An 18,547-nucleotide genomic window follows, 5' to 3' on the forward strand; every position below is an offset into this window, starting at 1 on the left:
TTAAAAATCAAATTTCACTCCTAAAGTGAACCTCGGTCTGTAATATTCAACCTGGGCCGTTCTGCTCTGGATTCCCTGGTAATAACGTAACGGCTGATTGGTCAGATTATTGGCTTCCGCAAAAACTCTCAGCTGGCTTGTGATCTTGTACGAAGCGTTGGCATCAAGGAAAACCTGTTTGTCATAATAACGGTCTTCAAATGATTTTCCACCCAATTCATCAATATAATGAGAAGCATAATTCATAGAAACCCTTGCTGAAAAACGTTTGTTTTCCCAGGAAAGCGATCCGTTGAACATGTGTGGAGCAGCTCCCGGAAGTCCTACATCCGTTCTTTCCACACCATCTTCATTGGTGATCCCTTTTGCTTTTGACTTTGTGTAGGTATAATTAACATACACGCCAAGACCTTTCCAGAATGCTCCCGGAATAAAATCAAGCTGACGTTGAAGAGCAACCTCAAAACCGTAAATATCTACATTGTCCCCATTACGCTGCTGATTAAATCTCCAGTTATCTGCTCCCGCAGGAATAGGATTGGACTGTCCCGCAAAATCATTTGCGAAATCATCGGAGGTATAATTTCTTCTCGAATACGTATAAATAAAATCTTTCAGGTTCTTATAAAAAATACCTCCTGAAAGAATACCCACAGACTTAAAATACTTCTCCGCCATAAAATCGAAATTATAAGCATACGTTGCCTTTAAATCAGGATTTCCTGCCGCGATGGTTTCATCTGCCGAGATAACGTTAAGATAAGGAACCAGTGAATAATAATTCGGACGTGCCAAAGCCGTTGTAAAAGCCATACGGAGCACAAGATCCTGAACCGGAACATATTTAAACGATAGATTAGGAAGTACGTTGGTGTACGTATTGGTACGGTTGATCTTCCCTGCAAGATCCTCTTCATCCAACACATAATTTCCCGTATAATCAATTTTTGTTGTTTCAAAACGGGCTCCTACAATCATTGATAGCTTGTCACTGAAGTCCTGGTCCCATCTGATGTATCCTGCATAAATATTTTCTTTTGCGGTATAATTACTGGAAAGGAATTCTTCAGGTTTAGATTCCCCTTTGAATACATTAGGATTAAAAAGATCCAAGCCACCCATATAAGAAGGATTGACGAAAGTTCCCGGAACATAATTCCCAGGCTGGAAATTTTGCCCGTCGAAATGAACGGTCGGAACAGATAATAAACTTCCCATATCATGTAAAGGATCAAAAGCATAATAATCATTGTTTCGCTCCTTTTCCTTTAAGCGGACACGGATACCTGTACGGAGTCGTCCCTTTTGGTTTTCAATCACGGAAAATGGAAAACGTACATTTACCTTTGCCCCAAATTCTTTTTCCTGCGTAAAACTATTCGAATCTGAAAGGTCACTCAGCTTATAAACCCCTAAATTATCGGCCGAAAGGGGAGTGATTATCGGTCTTTCGGGATCACTCAGGTCTGAAGAGAAATTCATCTTTCCGTTTTCAAACTCTATATAGCGCTCATGAGGTTTTTTTTCACTTGCCGTTGCATAGTTCATCGACCAGTCAAGATCGATCTTCGACCCCAGAAGATGTTCTCCCCGTAAAGCATAATTCTGTACTTTCTGTCTTTCAAGACGCGTGTTGTCATTATCCGCATCTCCGCCTTTATTCTGTCTTGTAATACTTCCTTTCCAGCCTGTGATCTCAGTTTCATCATCATTATAAACCGGTTTTACTTTATACCCCAAAGCAAACCGGTTTTCCTTATCTGTTCTGAAATTGTACATCGCTGAAGCATAGATCTTGTTTTTAGAATTAAATTCATAATCCATATTCAGATCAAAACTGTGCCTGATCCGGTGTTCATCATAATAGCGAACACCCATTTTACTGATATAGGCCGTTTGAGCGGCATCCTCGGCAAGACTCCATGTCGGCTCAATATTGTCTGAGCCAAAATGGTTGTTGTTATAAGAAAAACTGAAAACAGCCCCTAATTTCTTATTTAAAAAACGGTTTCCGTAGACAAATCCCGCGGTGTAATTTCCCTTTTCACGAATCGGATTATACCCTCCGGCTAATGTTGCTGAAATTCTCTGCCCGTTAGGAGAGGCCCTCGTGATCAGATTGACAGAACCCCCGATAGCATCGGCATCCATATCAGGAGTCAGGGTTTTATTCACTTCGATGGTGGAAATCATATCCGATGGAATAAGATCCATCTGAACATTACGGTTATCCCCTTCAGCAGACGGAATTCTGTCACCGTTTAATGTTACAGAATTCAGGTTGGGTGCCAAACCTCTGATGATCAGATTCCTTGCTTCACCCTGGTCGTTTTGTATCGTGATTCCGGGAACGCGTTTCAATGCATCCCCGATATTGGCATCAGGAAAACGTCCGATCTGGTCGGAGGAGATCACATTTGTAATATTGGCGTTACTTTTTTGTTTGTTGAGCGCTCTTGCCTGGTTTTTTAATGTAGATCCGCTTACAACCACTTCTGCAATCGCTGTTTCCTTTCTGGTAAAAAGGATGTTCTGTCTCGTATTCTTTTCAGCCTCAACAGTGACGTTGTATTCACTGGTTCCATAACCCAGATAATCGACTTTCATGGTGTAATTTCCCGGAGGAACGTTCAGAAAAACGAAATTACCGTGGTCATCTGAGGTGGTATAAATATTTCCCGGAGCCAGAGAAATCTTTGCACCCGGAAGAGACAGTTTAGAATCATCATTAATATTTCCGGAAAGGGTACCGGTCTGTGCATAGAAAAATAGAGAAGCACAGAATAAAACGGACGTAAAAATTTTCTTCACTTTATTAGTTTATATAAATCGGAACAAAATTAAACGTCTGTTTGGGAAATGAACTGAAATTAAGATTACGATTGTTTTAAGGATTTATGAACAGTTTGGTCTAGCATAATAGGTAATTTAATTAAAGAGGTGAAAGTATTTTTTTTGCAGTCCAAAGTATGAAATTGAAAGACAGTGAAATGGTTATTATTTTAAATAGGCCCGATGAAATAGGCGGGCCTATTAATCAGTTTTTTTCTTTTTACTTCTGTGCTATCACAGGAACATTGCTAATGATGAGCCATTTTCCGTTTTCCTGAACACAAGTAATGAGCGAAGAGAACTTTAGTACCGAACTTTCCAGGGAAACCTGGGCATAGGCGATATTGTTTTTCTGTTCCAGGGCATGATAAATAATAGTCCTCGGTTTGCCTCCAAATACTTTATCACCAATTAATCTTATGTATTCTTCCTTAGAAATAACGAAAATTCCCGGTTGCTCAAAAAAACCATCCTGGATATTTTGGTAATTTGGATGAAGAACCTGTTCTAAAAGAAGAGTGTCCCTGGTATCTCCGCCTTTAATGAATTTTTCTATCGCCTCTCTGATCTTTTCCATAATTAATTTAAATGTTTAATAATCAATGTTTCTACTAATTCCGTTTTCTCTGAAAGCTGACCCGGAATAGCAGTTCCTTCCAATGGAAAATAAGTGATATCACGAATTCCCATAAGATTTAAAATACTGGTTAAATGAGTCTCAAGGGGATTCATCCCACCCGGTATAGAATGAATGCCACCCATAACAGAAATAATATGAGCTTTCTTATCTGAAAGAAGTCCTTTAATTCCGTTTTCAGACACAAATGTTTTCTTTGTTCTGATCACAAGGTCAAAATAAGCCTTCAAGGACGAAGAGATCCCATAGTTATACATAGGGCATGTGATGAGGATCTCACTGCTTTGATAAAGCTCTCCAATCAGTTGGTCAGACAGGAGGAGATCTTCAGAAAAAAGGTTTTCGTCCAAAAATGCATCAAAGGTCTGTTGGGTAAGGTGTGGAGTGGGCTGTCTGGTTGTATCCCTTTGGATAACTGCTCCATCAGGATGCTTGATATTCCACTGTTTCACAAAATAATCGCCTATCCGGCGTGAATGAGAATCTTCAAGTCTTAGACTGCTGTCGATTCGGAGTAGTGTGTTCATATTGCTTTTTCTTTAAAGACACACAGGTATTCGGAAATGTGACAAAAGTGAAAAAAAGTGTTTGAAAGGAGGGAAGTACCTTAAGGCAAGTGATGCAAATGAATCTCTATTTTAATCACTTTAAATTCTTTACATCGTAAGATTTTAAAATTTAATTTCTAAAACTTTCAGTAATTAAGAAGGGAAAGTTAACTTCTATCCTCAGGCTTGCCTCTTCTAAGCCTTAATACACTCTTTTCAATTTTTCCGGATCCACAATAGAATAGATCTCACGAATCAGTCCACGGTTATCAATATCTAAAATATGGCAGTTATAAACCCGTTCTCCCTGCCAGAAACACAAAGCAGGCTGGTGGTTGAAAGTTTGGAAAGTAAAACGCTTTCCTGCAAGAAACTGCTGCTGTACATAAGCAAGAAGCGATGCTGTAGCCATTTTTCCGGTTTCCACAGCTTTGATGACGCGGATGCGTTGTCCACCATCTGCAGAAAGCCTGATATCATCTATCAGAAGTTCTTCTATTTTGAAGATATTTCCTTCACTCAATGCCGTCTGATATCTATGGAGTATATCAGTATCAGCAGAATTGGCAGTGTCTGGAGCGTATTTTACATGTTGCAGCTGTTTTCTGGCACGACTCAGGATCTGGCGAGAATTATCGACAGAAATATCAAGCGTTTCAGCGATTTCCTGGTGGGAATAATCAAATGCTTCTTTTAAAATATAAATGGCTCTTTCTTTCGCATTCAGTTTTTCCAAAAGGACAAGGAGTGTGTAGCAGGCGGTTTGTTCCTTGATCAGTTTATTTTCTGCATGGTCGAAGGAAAGAGGCTCCGGAAGCCATTCGCCGTAGACTATTTTTTTGCTGTGCCTGTTTTTGAAGTTGATGGCATGATTGATTGTACTTTTGATCAGGAAATTAGCTTCATTTCTGATCTCAGATTTATCCAAAGAAATATATTTTTCTATGACATCCTGCACCAGGTCTTGTGCATCTTCATAAGATCCGGTAATATTGTAGGCGTAAGTAAGCAGTTTGTTGTAATTTTCCTGCATGATATTTCTTTTGAAGACAAACTTAATGAATAAAACGTGACAGTTTATTTCAAAAATGTGAGTTTTTTAATGAAAATAAGCCCTTGCAGTCGGGATATTTAATTTTTTTTCGGCATTTTTATACTTTCAAATTTACAGAGCACATATTAATCCATTGAAAAAGCTACTCAACCATTTAAAATTCAGATTGTACCAGATATTCAGAATATTTAACCTCGATATGAAGGTGAGTATCCCTTTTCTGCTTGTATTTGGGACCCTTATTGCTGTAAAACTACCTTCAGAGCATTATTATCCGGGACTTTTTTTCATGGCGGCACTTGTATTTCACTGCAGCAGAAAAGATATTCCTTTTTTGAAGAAGGTATTTGAAAAAAGCTGGAGAGCAGTTATTGTACTGGAATCTGCATTGATTTATACCGTTTTTCTTTTGGGAAATATTCATTATAAGCTGGAAGAAACAGGTCTGGCTTTATATATTCTAATCGCAGCCTTTGCTTTTTTCTTCCCGAAAACCAAGCTTGATCCGGCCCTGAAATGGAATTTTATACCAGATGATTTGTTTGAATGGAAAACTTTCCTGAGAAAAAATACATGGTTCTCAATGATGGGATACGTCATGATGCTGTTGTCATCCTATCATCCGGGATCTCTGATTGTAGCAGGGATTTTTCTGATAGACTTTATTTCTGATATCTATGAGCCTTACGAAAGCAAAGAAATGTTTGAAATGTACTTTAAAAAGTTAAGCTTAAAAGAAAAAATCAGGAAGAATTCTTTGTTTTTTAATGCCCTGCTGCTGCCTGTTTACACTCTTTTTCTGATTATAAATCCTTATGACAGCCTTTATCTGCTGTATTATTTTCTATTCATGAATCTGTATTTTCTATTGATCATTACCAGAAAATATAAACTCTACCATTATAAAGAAAAGAAAGGCTATTACAATATCAGCGTGTATCTGGAATACATTTTCTACAGCATGACGATAATTCCGGCTTTGCTGGTACTCAGGAATAATATAAAAAATGCGGAACAAAATATAAGAACCTATGTTGGAGATTAAAAATTTACAGGTTGAGTTCAAAAACCAAAAAGTTTTACATGGTGTGGAGCTTTCTCTGGAAGAGGGTAGTATCGTCGGAATCCTTGGAAAGAACGGAGCCGGAAAGACGACTTTGTTTGATTCTTTATATCAAAATACTCCATTTTCAGGAAATATCAGCTGGCAGGGTAAGCCCTTGAAGCGGAGTTCTGTTTCTTATCTCGAAACTGAAAATTACTTTTATCCCTACATCACGGGAGAAGAATATTTATCTTATTTTTCTGGTCAAAAGGAAATTGACAGTAAAGAATTCACTGAAAAATTCAACCTTCCACTGAAAAAATATGTACAATATTATTCCAGCGGAATGAAGAAAAAACTGGCACTGATTGGGATGCTGATGCTGGACAAGCCGGTTAATATCCTTGATGAACCTTTTAATGGAGTAGATTTTGAAGGCGTTCATATTCTCTACGATATTATCAAGCAACTTAAGTCAGAGAATAAAGTAGTGATCATCAGTTCTCACATTATTGAAACACTTTTTCATACCTGTGATACAATAGCGGTGCTGAAGGATGGCAGGATTGAAAAAATATACGAAAAGGATGAGTTCAGTGGATTGAACACTTTGAAATTTTAAAATTCTTTTTTGATCGTTATTTTTAGGTATTATTGATCATTTAACTTAAAAAAAGATGAACGAAGTATTTTCAAAAGAATTAATCGAGCTGGCTGAAAAAGATCTTTCAGTAAGGGAAAGATTGGCATCAGAAGGTCAACTTGTTGGAGGCTATCATCCTGAAATGGAACTGATCCATAGACAGAATGCAGAAAAGCTTCGGGAAATAGTTAAAGCCATTGGGTTTCCAACGGTTTCTAAAGTAGGAGCGGAGGCCAGTAATGCTGCATGGTTGATTATTCAGCATTCGATAGGTGAGCCTGAATTGATGAAAGAATACTATGAGCTGATGATAGAGAACGGCAGTGATGTCAATCCATCAAACATAGCCTATCTGCATGACAGGATTCAGGTTTTTCAGAGCAAACCACAACAGTACGGGACACAGTTGACTGTAGAAGGAATACCTTATCCTGTAGAAGATAAAAAACACTTGAATGAAGAACGGTTGAAAGTAAATTTGCCCCCTCTTTCCCAGGAAATAATCAACAGAATTCCCGGCGTGGAAGAGATTCCTGAAATCGATGGGAAAGACGCTGAATACAATGCATGGAGAATAAAAGCGGGCTGGATTTCTGTGTTTTAATATGATCAGATATTTACGGAAACTTTCAGGCAGGGAAGTGGGGTATTTTCGGTTTTTTTCAAGTTTCATGAAAATAATGATGGAAAATTTAAAAGACTGGAAGTGGTCAAGGAAAATAAGCTTGCCTTGTGAATCTTATTCTATATCAGATTATTGTGGATGCTTTCTGCATAAGGGAATTCTGGAAGCAAGCAGAGCAATTTCTCCTTCGTTTCAATTTTTTTTACAAAGAGCTGAAAAATATTTTGTCAGTTCTAAAAAACTTTATATATTTGCACCACTGAAAACGACGGTACAGCCGTTATTCAGGAGAGATGGCAGAGTGGTCGATTGCGATAGTCTTGAAAACTATTGACTGTAACAGGTCCGGGGGTTCGAATCCCTCTCTCTCCGCAAGTTGAGTAATCAAATAAAATCAAAAGTCTTTAAATCTTAGTGTTTAAAGACTTTTTTGTTGTTTCGAGGTTTCAAAATTGATCAAAAACACTCAAAAACTATATGGCAACTTCGTGGCACTTTCAAAATTCCAAAATAATTGCCACAGAAAGTGAAGTAATCGCCTGTAAACCAACGGGTAAAAAGCATTAACGACTTGGCTCAGAGATACTTTAATTCGACATTTACTAACATTTAAAAATTGTTGAATTATGCTGGAAAACAGTTATGGATTAACTTTCTTTCTGAAGACCCCAAAAAGAAAATCTGATATGATCAGATATGTGTACCTGAGAGTTACTGTTGATGGAATACCTAAAGAGACTTCTACTAAAAGAAAATGGAATCTCAAAAGATGGGATCAGGATGCAGAATGGACGATAGGTATCCAATAAGATGCGAGATGTCTTAATTTTTTCCTGGATTTATTAGTAACCAATATCAGCAACCGATATTATATATTTATTATAAATGTGATAGATGTGGTTATTTAAGAATTATATCGCATTAACAATTTGTAGCTGCACCCATTAGGGTGCAGCTACCTGTATTATTGGATGAAGCATTAACTTCTTACTATGCCACTTTTTAAAGTTATGGAAAAGGGCATCATCAAATATCTGTAATTAATAGTTTATTCTAGAAGAATAAACTATTAAGGTATAGGTGAAGCTGTAGCTTGTCCATTACCAACGCTATCAACTGTCCCTGTTTGGTCAGCTATATTGATAACCTGATTCCTATTGATAACCAAAAGATCAAATGTCCACTGGTAATCAGCACCACTGACACCTGGTGCTGCATTATTATAATCAGCATTTAAGCGCCACGTACCACCTGATTGAGAAGAACCTATATTAAGAAACGGTGTTGCAGATTCTGTAGCACTTAGAGTAGCAACACTGTTTGATATATATGAGTTACCAGATGACTTTTTAAACTGAGCAGAGGTTACAATTACAATATATTTAGCTGACGAAATCTTGGTGTCAAAATTTGATACCCAATCTTGTTGTGGTGCTGTGGTTATTACATATTTTACTGTGTAAAAAGGCTTTTCAGTACTTGTAGCTCCCATTGAAATCGTATGATTTACTGTATCCCATACTAAAGGAATAGAAGTGTTAGAATTGTAATTTCCAAGTGTTGATAGTTTAATTTTCCCTGTAACATCTAAGGATTCTGACGGGTTTGTTATACCAATACCGACTTTTCCCGTTGAGGTAACTGTAAAATCATTCAATTGTTGTGCTGCGCTTGGTATTCCTGTTGAGGGATTATCTTTGGCTCCATCAATATTGAAAATTCCTTGCGGGTTGGCTGTGTTTATTCCGACTTGGGAATAAGTAATGCATGAAATAAAAATCATGCTCAAAGGTAAAATGTATTTCTTCATAGGGTTTAATTTAAACGGTTTTTAAGGGGATTGAGTAAAGTAACCGTTGTGTTATTTGTTTGTGTTTTTAGAATATTAAATAGAGACACTGATTATTGATTTCAATTATAAAATTGCTTTTTCCACTTTGCAATTGTATTTCTGCTCATTTTAAAATGTATTGCTAATTGAGCGTTACTTAAGATATTTTTCTTCTGATAATCAAGTATTTTAATCATTGTGTTTTTATTATAAGATCGAAGTTTTTGATTGAAGATTTGCACAGAATGATCTCGATCTCCAAATATTTTTTGATTAATCTCTATTACATCTACTGATGAGAAGTCTTTTTTATCTAAAAGAGATTTTAATTCATTTAATTTCTTTGGAAACTTTTTTGTGATAATGTCGGTATATATCTGTTTGTAATTTACAGGGGTATATTCTTTCATAAAAAAAATGATTAAGTTATTTATTGATTTTCTTCATTTTAATTATTTAGTATGGCAGCAATAATTTCTCTATCATACATTGTATAAAAACGAAGAAATATTGATTTTAAAGTAGAGAAATATTGAGGCTATATTCTAATGATTAGCTGCCGAATTTACTAATCCATTTATACAAGGTGGTTTTAGGAATTTTATATTGCTCAATTATCTCTAATTTAGATTTCTCCCCTGTTTTTATTTGCTCTAAAATAAAATCAATGATCTCTATCGTATATATATTTTTGCGGAACTGTGGCATTTGAGTACTTTTGTTCACAACAATTTTACTATACCCTACAGAGGCTGGGGGAGCATATAAGATGAGATGTTGGGTGTAAAATCTAAAAAAATCATATTCCAGCAGTTTGCTCCAGCGTAATAGAACAATTGTATGTAAACTCTCTTCTGTATACATCTTACTAATCTCGTCTTCGGTCTGGTCCATGAAATTGCATATTCTGCTAATATCAATAGAAGATTCTTTGACGCATTTGAGAATTAAACTGCCAATATGTATAGTTTTGAAATCCATTTGCATATAATTTAATTACTTATTTTATCTAATGTAATAACCAATTCTTCAAATTTTAACCTAAAATAGGGGTGATACTATTACTTGTCTATTTATACCACTATTAACCTAATTTTCATCTTTTAAGATTTTCAGAATCTATTGGCAAATATGCGGTTGAGTTGAATGGAAAATCAAAAATTAAGATGTTACAATGGTATTACATTTTTTATATAGCTGATAATTAATAATTTAAGAGTATAGTGCTATTCAAAGTATTTAAGAATATTACTGATGTGGGATATCTCTATCCCACATTTTGTAACAGCCATACTGACTAAAATACTATGTGGATCCTTTTGAAACCATACATTATTTCTATAATTATTTTTGGTGAGTATGAATACTTATCGTGTTGTTTTGAGATTACAGTACTTTCAATTAGTATAATTTACTAAAGTATTATTCAAACTTAAATTCAGTTTTTAATATCTTTAAAAAAAGCATTTATAATGGAGTGTAAGTGATAAAAATACTCGAATTTGGTCCTGTAGTGTAACTAGGGCTACTAGGTCGATTACATAAAGTATAAATAGAAATTTCTTCATTTGTGTTTAGAATAACAGTTTTTGTTACATTAGCCGTTCCAGCACCATTTAGCCATCGGTCTCCAATCAACTGAACTGCATTATTAGGGCCTCCTGGTGCTACTCTAAGCGTGCACCCGGCCCTACTATCAGTAGTACTTTCAGGAACGTTAGAAAATTGCGTCCAAACTTCAATAGTGTATAATCCATATTTTAGTGCTTTAAAAGTATTTTGGTATCCTGTGGTAGATATATAGCCATTATTTACTTTAGCGACATTATTGAAATTTAAATTATTAGCCAAATTGTTTGCTGAGTGACTTTCTGAATTGGTTGTTGTAGCAAATAATCCTAAAGTAGGTAACCCAACATCTACTTTTTTCAAAGTACCATCGTTTGCTATAGCTAAGTAATTATCTGTAGAATTTACGTTACCATCTGGTACACTTCTGAATCTGGCATTACCATCTACATCTAATCTTTGAGAAGGTGTTACATTTCCTATACTTACCAATCCATTATTTGTAATTCTCATTTTTTCTGCATTATCAGTACCATAAGCAAGGAAAACAGCCTTGGTGGCGTCTTGATTTTGTACCTGAAGTCCTCCAGCGTATTCTGCGAGATCTCCTATATTTATTATACCTCCTATAACATTCAATTTTGAAATTGGAGATCGAGTACCAATTCCAAGGTTTCCGTTATTTTTTAATACGGCTTTAAAAATATTATCAGTACCAACAAAAGTGGCAATATTTTCTGAGGTTACATTATTTTTGATACTTAGAGCGCTGCCATTAGTCAAGTCAGTTCCTACCATCATTTTTTCTCTGATTCTAGCGGTACCGTCCACGTCTAGCTTTTCGGTTGGTGTTACATTTCCTATACTTACCAATCCATTATTTGTAATTTTCATTTTTTCTGCATTATCAGTACCATAAGCAAGGAAAATAGGCTTGTTACCGTCTTGATTTTGTACCTGAAGTCCTCCAGCGTATTCTGTAATATTTCCTATATTTATTGTACCTCCCGTGACATTCAATTTTGAAATTGGAGATCCAGTGCCGATTCCGATCCTCCCAGTCCCAGAAAATGTAGTATTGTAACCCGCCGTAGCTATTTCGGTATTTTTTAAAAGAGTACCGCCAAGCTGTATATTATCTGATGTTTTAGTAATACCATTGTTTGCGGTTACTGTAGAACCCATATTCCCTGATACAATTTTCATCCAAACCAAGCCATCGAAGTAATAATAGCCTTCAGAAGCTATGTTAATTGTCTTAGGAGTCGCTGGGCTTGCAGGAGCTGTTGCGTAAATTAGATTACCTTTTAATTCATTGGTGTATAATGCATCTTTTGCTTTAAGCTGATTACCAGTCAATCTCGGTGCTAAAAAACCATCTGTTTTTGTAGGGTCATTGGGGGAAGCTGCAACATCAAGTGTTACTTTAGCTTGATCGATATTGATACCTACTTGAGAAAAAGCTGCAGTTGAAATGAATAAAGTAGATAGTGCGAATAATTTTTTTTTCATCTTATATTTTTATCGAATTAATAATTAAACTTTAAAGTCTAATTTATTTTGTTATTGAATTTATTGATCTCTTTATCGTTTTTCGCTATACATAAAAGTCTTAATAGTAGTTGCTTACTATTAAGACTAGGGAAGTAATTCGGTCTTATGTTTTTTTTCATCTGTTTTTTGTCTTTAGAAACCATAAGGCAAATTTCTACTTTATCTTATGTTATTCGTTAAGTACAGATGTTACATTGTTATTACATGTTTTATTTTTCTGATTTTCAAGTGTTTAAATTCAATATGTAACATTAGGTATTACATAATTTTATTAAAAAATAAAATTATCTTTGATAATATTTATTATACCTAAAACTGACGTATTTACCACTTATGAAACAGCTGGTTATTATTTTCTATTTTTTATCAATTCTATCATATTCTCAGAAAAGAGAAGTGGTTAGGATAGATTCTTTACTTCAATTGGATTCTAAATATGAAGTTTCAGATACCTATAAATCTTTAACATATGCTAAACAAGCGTGCGATATTTCCAAAAAAATAAATAATAATAATTCTATATTTGAGGCATATCTTCAAATAGCGTTTTGTCTTTACACTTTAAACCTACATGACAAAAGCTTACAATATCTTTTAAAAGCTAACAAAGTCCTGCCGTCTAAAACTAAGGTTCAAAAAGCTAGGATGTATGAAATAAAGTTGAAAAACTTTGCTGCAATAAAGATGGAAAAACTGGAATTACTAACAATCAATGATATTTTAGCGATACTTTCTGATGAACATTCAAATGAATCAAAAGAAATACAAGCGAGAACATTTGCATATTTAGCTGATTACTATGAATATAAAGGGGATTATGAAAAAGCAAATCAATTTATAAATAAAACAATAACCCTTAATAAAGAAATTCTGCATCCAAAAAAGATTGATACTTATATCCAGAAGGCAGATGTATTGATGCAAACAAAACAAATGGATTCAGCTTTTATTTATCTAAATAAAGCTTTTTATGAGAGTAATCTCAAAAAGGCTTCAAACTACAATACTTTTTGGGCATTGGGAGACTATTATATTTTGTTGAATAATGATAAGAAAGCCTTGGAAAGCTATAGAAAAGCTTTGGAGGATATGGATAAATTTAATATTGTTGATATTGAATCTACAATGTGGATAACAGAAAGCATGAGTAAAATTTATGCACATCTAGGAGATGAGATAAACATGCAAAAATATGCTAAAGAATCTCAAAAAAAATTTAATATATATAATGAAAGCAATAATAAAGGACTTACTGAAACAATAAATTTGATATTGGATGAAAAGGAGACAGAAAGTAAAATTCAAAAGTCAAAATTAAGCAAACTGTTCATCATATTAAGCGTTATTTTTATAATTTTCATAATCTTTTTATATTTTAGATATAAAAAATTGAGGAAAAATAAATTACTGGTTTTAAACCAAAAAAACATTTTAATTTTAGAGAATCAAGATTTAGAAGCAGAAAAAGTTATTCTCAATAAAAAAGCAGAAGAAAATCAGTTTACTGAATTGATTTTGTTGGCTAAAAATAATAATCCGGAATTTTTAATTCTTTTTGAAGAATTATACCCGAATTTTGTAAAGAATTTAAAAGCGATTAATCCAAAAATTAAAAATCCTGAAATTTATTTCTGTGCACTTGCATTTATTAATCTTTCAACGAAAGAGATTTCCCAATATACTTTTGTTTCTGTAGCAGCAGTTCAGCTACGCAAACATCGAATTCGGAAAAAATATAATATCCCTTCAGAAAAGGATTTTAATACAGTAATGAGGGAATTAAATAGGACGGGGCCAATTGTCTAGTCCTGAAAATCCGATACAGATTATAAGACAAAAATAATTAATTAAACCAAAGCAAAAACGTTTTTGCTTTGGTTTTTTGTTTTGTAGATTTTCATTTTGATTTCAGACTGGTTGTGCATTTGGCGTGGAGTGAGGTGATGATTTGAAAAATGAGGACGCAATTCATTATAAATTCTAATTGATTCACAAGTGAGTGATAGTGAGTTTTAATACAGGTGATTCATGGAACGATTTGACATCCTGAAAGAGCAAGTGACATCCAATCAATCCAGATTTATAGAGATTGACGGAGAGGTACTGCTTGACAATCAGGATGTATTGCAACTCCTGAAAATCAGTTCAAGATCACTGCAAGGGTAACGAACGGACAAGAAGCTACTATACCATCAGTTTTCATAAGTAATGCAAATGTAAAATGTTTTCAATAAATCTAAGTCTCAACATGAAAACTAAAATTTGGATTCACAGATGCTATTCAAAAATATCAAAAGTGATATTAAGAGTTCGGTTGAAGCACCTCTCTTCGCTAAAAAGCAAGAGTAAAATTCAAAAAATGCTACTAAGGTTTTTTTTGGGTAAATCAGCAATATATTGTATCTGTAGTCTATATAGTGCTGCTTATGTAGCATCTATGTAGCACCTGTGTATTATGTTTTTTTTCTAACATTCTTTATTTAAGGAGTAAGTTTGCATCGAAAAATTAATTTTAAATAAAACACCTTGCATGAAAAAATCTTTTCTATTTATTGTTACAGTTGGGCTATCAATATTTTCAATAAAGACAAATGCGCAGGTTGGTTTAAACACTATGGCTCCTGAAACTACACTGGATATTACAGCAAAAAATGCGAGAGGCACTACAATAAATGTAGAGGGTCTATTAATTCCCCGTGTAGATAGGCAGAGGCCCCAAAGCATGACCTCTGTTCCTACTTCTTTTACTATGATATATGTAAATAGTGTTGCTACAGGAGCGCAAACTGGAACCGCTGTAAATATAGACACTCCAGGATATTATTATAGCACTGCTTGGGTAAACTCAGCAGCGCTGCTGCCAACATCTTGTATAATAGGGTAATAATAGCTAAAGATTTTTAGAAAGAATATATCATTCCTTTCTTTGGTTTAGAATCTAAATAGTTTTTTAAGAGAAATTAGCATAAAATTAAAATTTATTAATCAAAAAATATAAACAGTACAATTATGACAAAAAACATTTTACTTGCAGCAACATGTGCAGCTTTATTTTTAACATCTTGTAATAAAGAAAAAAATACACCGGAAACTGTTACTGCAAATGCAGACTCACTTTTTCAACCTGCAGCTTCTCCCGCTGCTACCACTAAAGATGATATAGTAAAAAGTACAGCGAAAGACAGTAATGGAAAAACACTGGATATGAGTTTCAACAGAACCAATGAAACGGCTACTTTAGTCTTCAATGGTGAAACTATAGAGTTGACCCATACACCATCTGGATCAGGATATTCGTACACAAATGATCATTATGAGTTACGAGGAAAGGGTAGTGGAGAAAAAGAATATGTAGAATTAACTAAAGATGGTAAAACAGTGTTTAAAAAAGACACTTTCTTCAAATAAACCATTTTAATGTTTAAGGCTTAAAACGCAAGCGGAAAAAATCATCATTTTTTCCGCTTCTTTTTTACCTTTTTGAAGTATGATATTTATTACTTATAATGTCAACGGAATCAGATCGGCTTTTACCAAATATTTTTTTTGTGTTACAAACTTCTGACCCTTATATGATTTGTATTCAGGAAGTAAAGCCGGTAACGATCAGATAGATATTGATAGTCTCGAAAAAATTGGCTATTACAGCTATTGGCATTTTGCATTATCTCGGGAGATTTTAATATCTGTCATCAGCCTATTGATATTTATGATCCTATACGGCTAAAGAATGTTTCAGGTTTTCTACCAATGGAAAGATGAATGGGTGGCCAATTTTATCGAAGAATGCGAATTGATTGATGGCTTCAGATGGTTATGGCCAACAACTGTTTCCTGGCTGTGAATGTCATTAGAAATCCTACGTATATGGCCGTCCAATGAAGCATTGGCTTTGGTGAAACAGATTCTACCAAAAATAAAATTTACGAAAAGCTTAAGAAAAAGTGGGGAAATAAATAGTAATGAAAAAGAGACCATCTGCAAAAGAAGACGGTCTCTTTGTTTGAAAAATAGAATTAATTAATAGGAGAGGCGTAAAACCAACGTTCTAAATATTGACTTCCAAACGCATTTCGCCATCTGAATGAAGATGGGACTGTACCAAATGCTAATGATTGAACCCATAAGTAGTATGTTTTATTTGAAGTACTTGTGTTATTGATCGCAATAGTACCACTGATTGTTGATATGTGATCTCCTCTACTATGAGATCCTGCAACTTGACTACCGGAAATTGTTGTCATAATGTCAGAACTTACTGTATATGAGGAATTTGAATTAGAAATCGAAGCGATATTCCAAAGCTGCCCGTCAGTATTAAGAGGAGCAGGAGATGATCCAAGTGGGGTAGTGCTCAGTGTGGTTCCCATATTAAGAAGCCATTTTCCGGGCGGAAGTGTTATGCTGATGTTTGTATTAAACCAGGTGTTCAAACTAGTTACATCAACTCCTGCTGATGGCAGGTCGACGGCTATTGGTGCTTTTGTTGCTGAGCTACTGGTCCATCTTGCATTTCCATTCGCATCTGAGGTAAGAACTTTATCAGTTCCCTGTGTTCCATCTTCCAATCTAAAGGAAGGATTAGTCCCTTGTATGTGCAAAGTAGCAGAAGGATTCTCTGTTCCTATGCCTATTTTTCCTGAAGATTTTATAATTAACCGGGAAGCGTAATTGGAAGCATTTCTTGTAAAAAAGCTCAATCCTGAAAAATTATTGGTTATATCTCTGTCAATGCCCTGAATAGACGCTCCTGATAAATTATCAGAATTATTGCTGGGTACAAAATCAATGGAACCAAAGCTGTATCCTGAAGTATTTTCGTTAAATAATACTATACTTCTGGATACTCCCTGTCCACATGGTATTCCACAATTGGAAATACCAGAAACAAATGTATTGGATGTTACGCCTCCCTGGTTCTGAACATGCAATAAGGACGCAGGAGCTATAGTTCCAATACCCACTTTATTATTGGCCGCATCTACGGAAAAAGCATTATTAACGGAGAAAGCGTTTACTGAATTTGCTTTGAAAGACAGTTTATTTGCTCCCTGAGTTACTGTTCTATTACCGGCAAGACTTCCATCGGAATTATAAATATTAGTACCTGAGAATACTGTAGAATTATCAAGTATTTTTTGCCATAAAGAACCGTCAAAATAATAATATCCTAATGAATTTACATTGACTCTTTGTCCGGCATTGTTTCCTCCGGAAATATCTGTAATATAAATGAGGGCTCCTTTTTGATCACCTCCATAAAGATTATCACCCTTATTGGTGAGAAGAGTACGAGTCAATCGGGGAGCTTGCAATCCGTCTGTATCATTCGTTCCGCTTTTTGCAGTTACATCCAATGTGGATTTAGGTGTTGGTGTGTTGATGCCGACCTGTGCGCAGAGCGGGATTCCTATAAATAGGAAATAAATAGTTTTTCTCATTGTGTGTTTAAAAAAAAAGATAATTTTTACATGATATATTTAATACTTTAGCGAAGTTTCAACATTTGTTAAATGCTTCTATAGATTAAATATTGTTTTTTTAGATTTCTTTAGGGTGTAGTTTTCTTTATCTTTAATAAGTGTGAGTCCTCCTTTTTTATAAACACTTGTGCTTTTATATGACGTTGTTCTGGAAAGTATTACACTTCCTGTAGATGAAGGAAGAAATATTTCGGCTTTTTTATCATCCTCACTGAAAACTATAGCTGCGCTTAATGCATAACTTCCTTTAGGGTCAGTTTCTTTAAGCAGTATTTTTTGTTCAAAAAGTCTGATACAGTCTTTTTTGACTTGTGAGTATGTGTAGCCTGCCGAACCTATGCATCCATGCTTATCTCTATCCGAGCCTAATGCTTTTGGACGAATTTCTTGACCATAACTAACAGAAGCAAATAAGATTGTCATTACTAAAATTTGTTTTTTCATACATTTGAATTTAAAAATTATTGATATTGTAAAAGTTTCTAATTATAAGGTATTCAATTAATATTCGAGGCAGCTCAAAAACGATTTCATAGATATTCATGTTTTCAGAATCTCTTTAAGAATTCGGGAGTTATTATTGGAATTTAGCTAATGATAACTACACTGTAAGTTCTAATCAGTATTGTAATGGATCATTATTATAATAGACCTGTGTTTTTAGTGATGCAAAGGTATTTTTATAGACAAATATTGCAAAAAAAAAGTATACAACATAAGTACAAC

The 18,547-nt window shown here is 34.6% G+C and carries 17 protein-coding genes, 1 tRNA gene and 1 pseudogene; 9 read left to right on the forward strand and 10 right to left on the reverse strand.

Annotation, left to right across the window (positions count from 1 at the left end; all coding sequences use genetic code 11):
• The 4 genes from NZD88_RS17210 to NZD88_RS17225 all read right to left on the reverse strand — a co-directional run bounded on the left by NZD88_RS17210 (window position 1) and on the right by NZD88_RS17225 (window position 5,050).
• Complete coding sequence (locus tag NZD88_RS17210) at window positions 1–2,811, reverse strand: TonB-dependent receptor (protein ID WP_259830770.1); 2,811 nt, start codon at window positions 2,809–2,811, stop codon at window positions 1–3.
• Window positions 2,812–3,052: 241 nt separating this feature from the next.
• Window positions 3,053–3,409: a nuclear transport factor 2 family protein gene (locus tag NZD88_RS17215; protein WP_259830771.1), complete on the reverse strand. Its 357-nt coding sequence runs from the start codon at window positions 3,407–3,409 to the stop codon at window positions 3,053–3,055.
• A 2-nt stretch (window positions 3,410–3,411) separates the two neighbouring features.
• On the reverse strand, window positions 3,412–3,996 hold the full coding sequence (locus tag NZD88_RS17220; protein WP_259830772.1) for an FMN-dependent NADH-azoreductase: 585 nt from the start codon (window positions 3,994–3,996) through the stop codon (window positions 3,412–3,414).
• A gap of 223 nt (window positions 3,997–4,219) precedes the next feature.
• Complete coding sequence (locus tag NZD88_RS17225; RefSeq protein ID WP_259830773.1) at window positions 4,220–5,050, reverse strand: sigma-70 family RNA polymerase sigma factor; 831 nt, start codon at window positions 5,048–5,050, stop codon at window positions 4,220–4,222.
• A 154-nt stretch (window positions 5,051–5,204) separates the two neighbouring features.
• On the opposite strand from NZD88_RS17225, the gene NZD88_RS17230 reads away from it, so the two are divergent.
• From NZD88_RS17230 to NZD88_RS17250, 5 genes are all read left to right on the forward strand, one after another.
• Complete coding sequence (locus NZD88_RS17230) at window positions 5,205–6,116, forward strand: hypothetical protein (RefSeq protein WP_259830774.1); 912 nt, start codon at window positions 5,205–5,207, stop codon at window positions 6,114–6,116.
• Complete coding sequence (locus tag NZD88_RS17235) at window positions 6,103–6,738, forward strand: ABC transporter ATP-binding protein (protein WP_259830775.1); 636 nt, start codon at window positions 6,103–6,105, stop codon at window positions 6,736–6,738. The genes NZD88_RS17230 and NZD88_RS17235 overlap by 14 nt, the downstream gene beginning before the upstream one ends.
• A 55-nt stretch (window positions 6,739–6,793) precedes the next feature.
• Complete coding sequence (locus tag NZD88_RS17240; RefSeq protein WP_259830776.1) at window positions 6,794–7,363, forward strand: DUF6624 domain-containing protein; 570 nt, start codon at window positions 6,794–6,796, stop codon at window positions 7,361–7,363.
• Between the two features lie 308 nt (window positions 7,364–7,671).
• Window positions 7,672–7,756: transfer RNA gene (locus NZD88_RS17245), tRNA-Ser, on the forward strand.
• Between the two features lie 254 nt (window positions 7,757–8,010).
• Complete coding sequence (locus NZD88_RS17250) at window positions 8,011–8,193, forward strand: hypothetical protein (RefSeq protein ID WP_259830777.1); 183 nt, start codon at window positions 8,011–8,013, stop codon at window positions 8,191–8,193.
• Between the two features lie 260 nt (window positions 8,194–8,453).
• Here NZD88_RS17250 and NZD88_RS17255 read toward each other — a convergent pair whose 3' ends face one another.
• The 4 genes from NZD88_RS17255 to NZD88_RS17270 form a co-directional block, all read right to left on the reverse strand.
• Complete coding sequence (locus tag NZD88_RS17255; RefSeq protein ID WP_259830778.1) at window positions 8,454–9,194, reverse strand: hypothetical protein; 741 nt, start codon at window positions 9,192–9,194, stop codon at window positions 8,454–8,456.
• A gap of 101 nt (window positions 9,195–9,295) precedes the next feature.
• Window positions 9,296–9,625, reverse strand: a complete 330-nt coding sequence (locus NZD88_RS17260; RefSeq protein ID WP_259830780.1) for a helix-turn-helix domain-containing protein — start codon at window positions 9,623–9,625, stop codon at window positions 9,296–9,298.
• A gap of 142 nt (window positions 9,626–9,767) precedes the next feature.
• The gene (locus NZD88_RS17265; protein WP_341483026.1) at window positions 9,768–10,109 is read right to left on the reverse strand and encodes a hypothetical protein; all 342 of its coding nucleotides are present in this window, start codon (window positions 10,107–10,109) and stop codon (window positions 9,768–9,770) included.
• Window positions 10,110–10,682: 573 nt separating this feature from the next.
• Window positions 10,683–12,296, reverse strand: coding sequence for a hypothetical protein (locus tag NZD88_RS17270; protein WP_259830782.1), 1,614 nt, complete (start codon window positions 12,294–12,296; stop codon window positions 10,683–10,685).
• 375 nt (window positions 12,297–12,671) lie between these two features.
• On the opposite strand from NZD88_RS17270, the gene NZD88_RS17275 reads away from it, so the two are divergent.
• The 4 genes and pseudogenes from NZD88_RS17275 to NZD88_RS17290 all read left to right on the forward strand — a co-directional run bounded on the left by NZD88_RS17275 (window position 12,672) and on the right by NZD88_RS17290 (window position 15,746).
• Window positions 12,672–14,144, forward strand: a complete 1,473-nt coding sequence (locus NZD88_RS17275) for a tetratricopeptide repeat protein (RefSeq protein ID WP_259830783.1) — start codon at window positions 12,672–12,674, stop codon at window positions 14,142–14,144.
• A gap of 222 nt (window positions 14,145–14,366) precedes the next feature.
• Window positions 14,367–14,501: pseudogene (locus NZD88_RS17280) on the forward strand (helix-turn-helix domain-containing protein); the annotation flags it as partial.
• Window positions 14,502–14,868: 367 nt separating this feature from the next.
• Complete coding sequence (locus NZD88_RS17285) at window positions 14,869–15,222, forward strand: hypothetical protein (RefSeq protein ID WP_259830785.1); 354 nt, start codon at window positions 14,869–14,871, stop codon at window positions 15,220–15,222.
• Window positions 15,223–15,347: 125 nt separating this feature from the next.
• Complete coding sequence (locus tag NZD88_RS17290) at window positions 15,348–15,746, forward strand: MliC family protein (RefSeq protein WP_259830786.1); 399 nt, start codon at window positions 15,348–15,350, stop codon at window positions 15,744–15,746.
• Window positions 15,747–16,354: 608 nt separating this feature from the next.
• On the opposite strand, the gene NZD88_RS17295 is transcribed toward NZD88_RS17290, so the two are convergent.
• Entirely contained in the window at window positions 16,355–17,779 is a 1,425-nt protein-coding gene (locus NZD88_RS17295) for a hypothetical protein (RefSeq protein WP_259830787.1), read from the reverse strand.
• 78 nt (window positions 17,780–17,857) lie between these two features.
• On the reverse strand, window positions 17,858–18,265 hold the full coding sequence (locus NZD88_RS17300) for a hypothetical protein (RefSeq protein ID WP_259830789.1): 408 nt from the start codon (window positions 18,263–18,265) through the stop codon (window positions 17,858–17,860).
• Between the last annotated feature and the right edge of the window lie 282 nt (window positions 18,266–18,547).

Source organism: Chryseobacterium pyrolae (assembly GCF_025153485.1).
Lineage (GTDB): Bacteria > Bacteroidota > Bacteroidia > Flavobacteriales > Weeksellaceae > Chryseobacterium > Chryseobacterium antibioticum.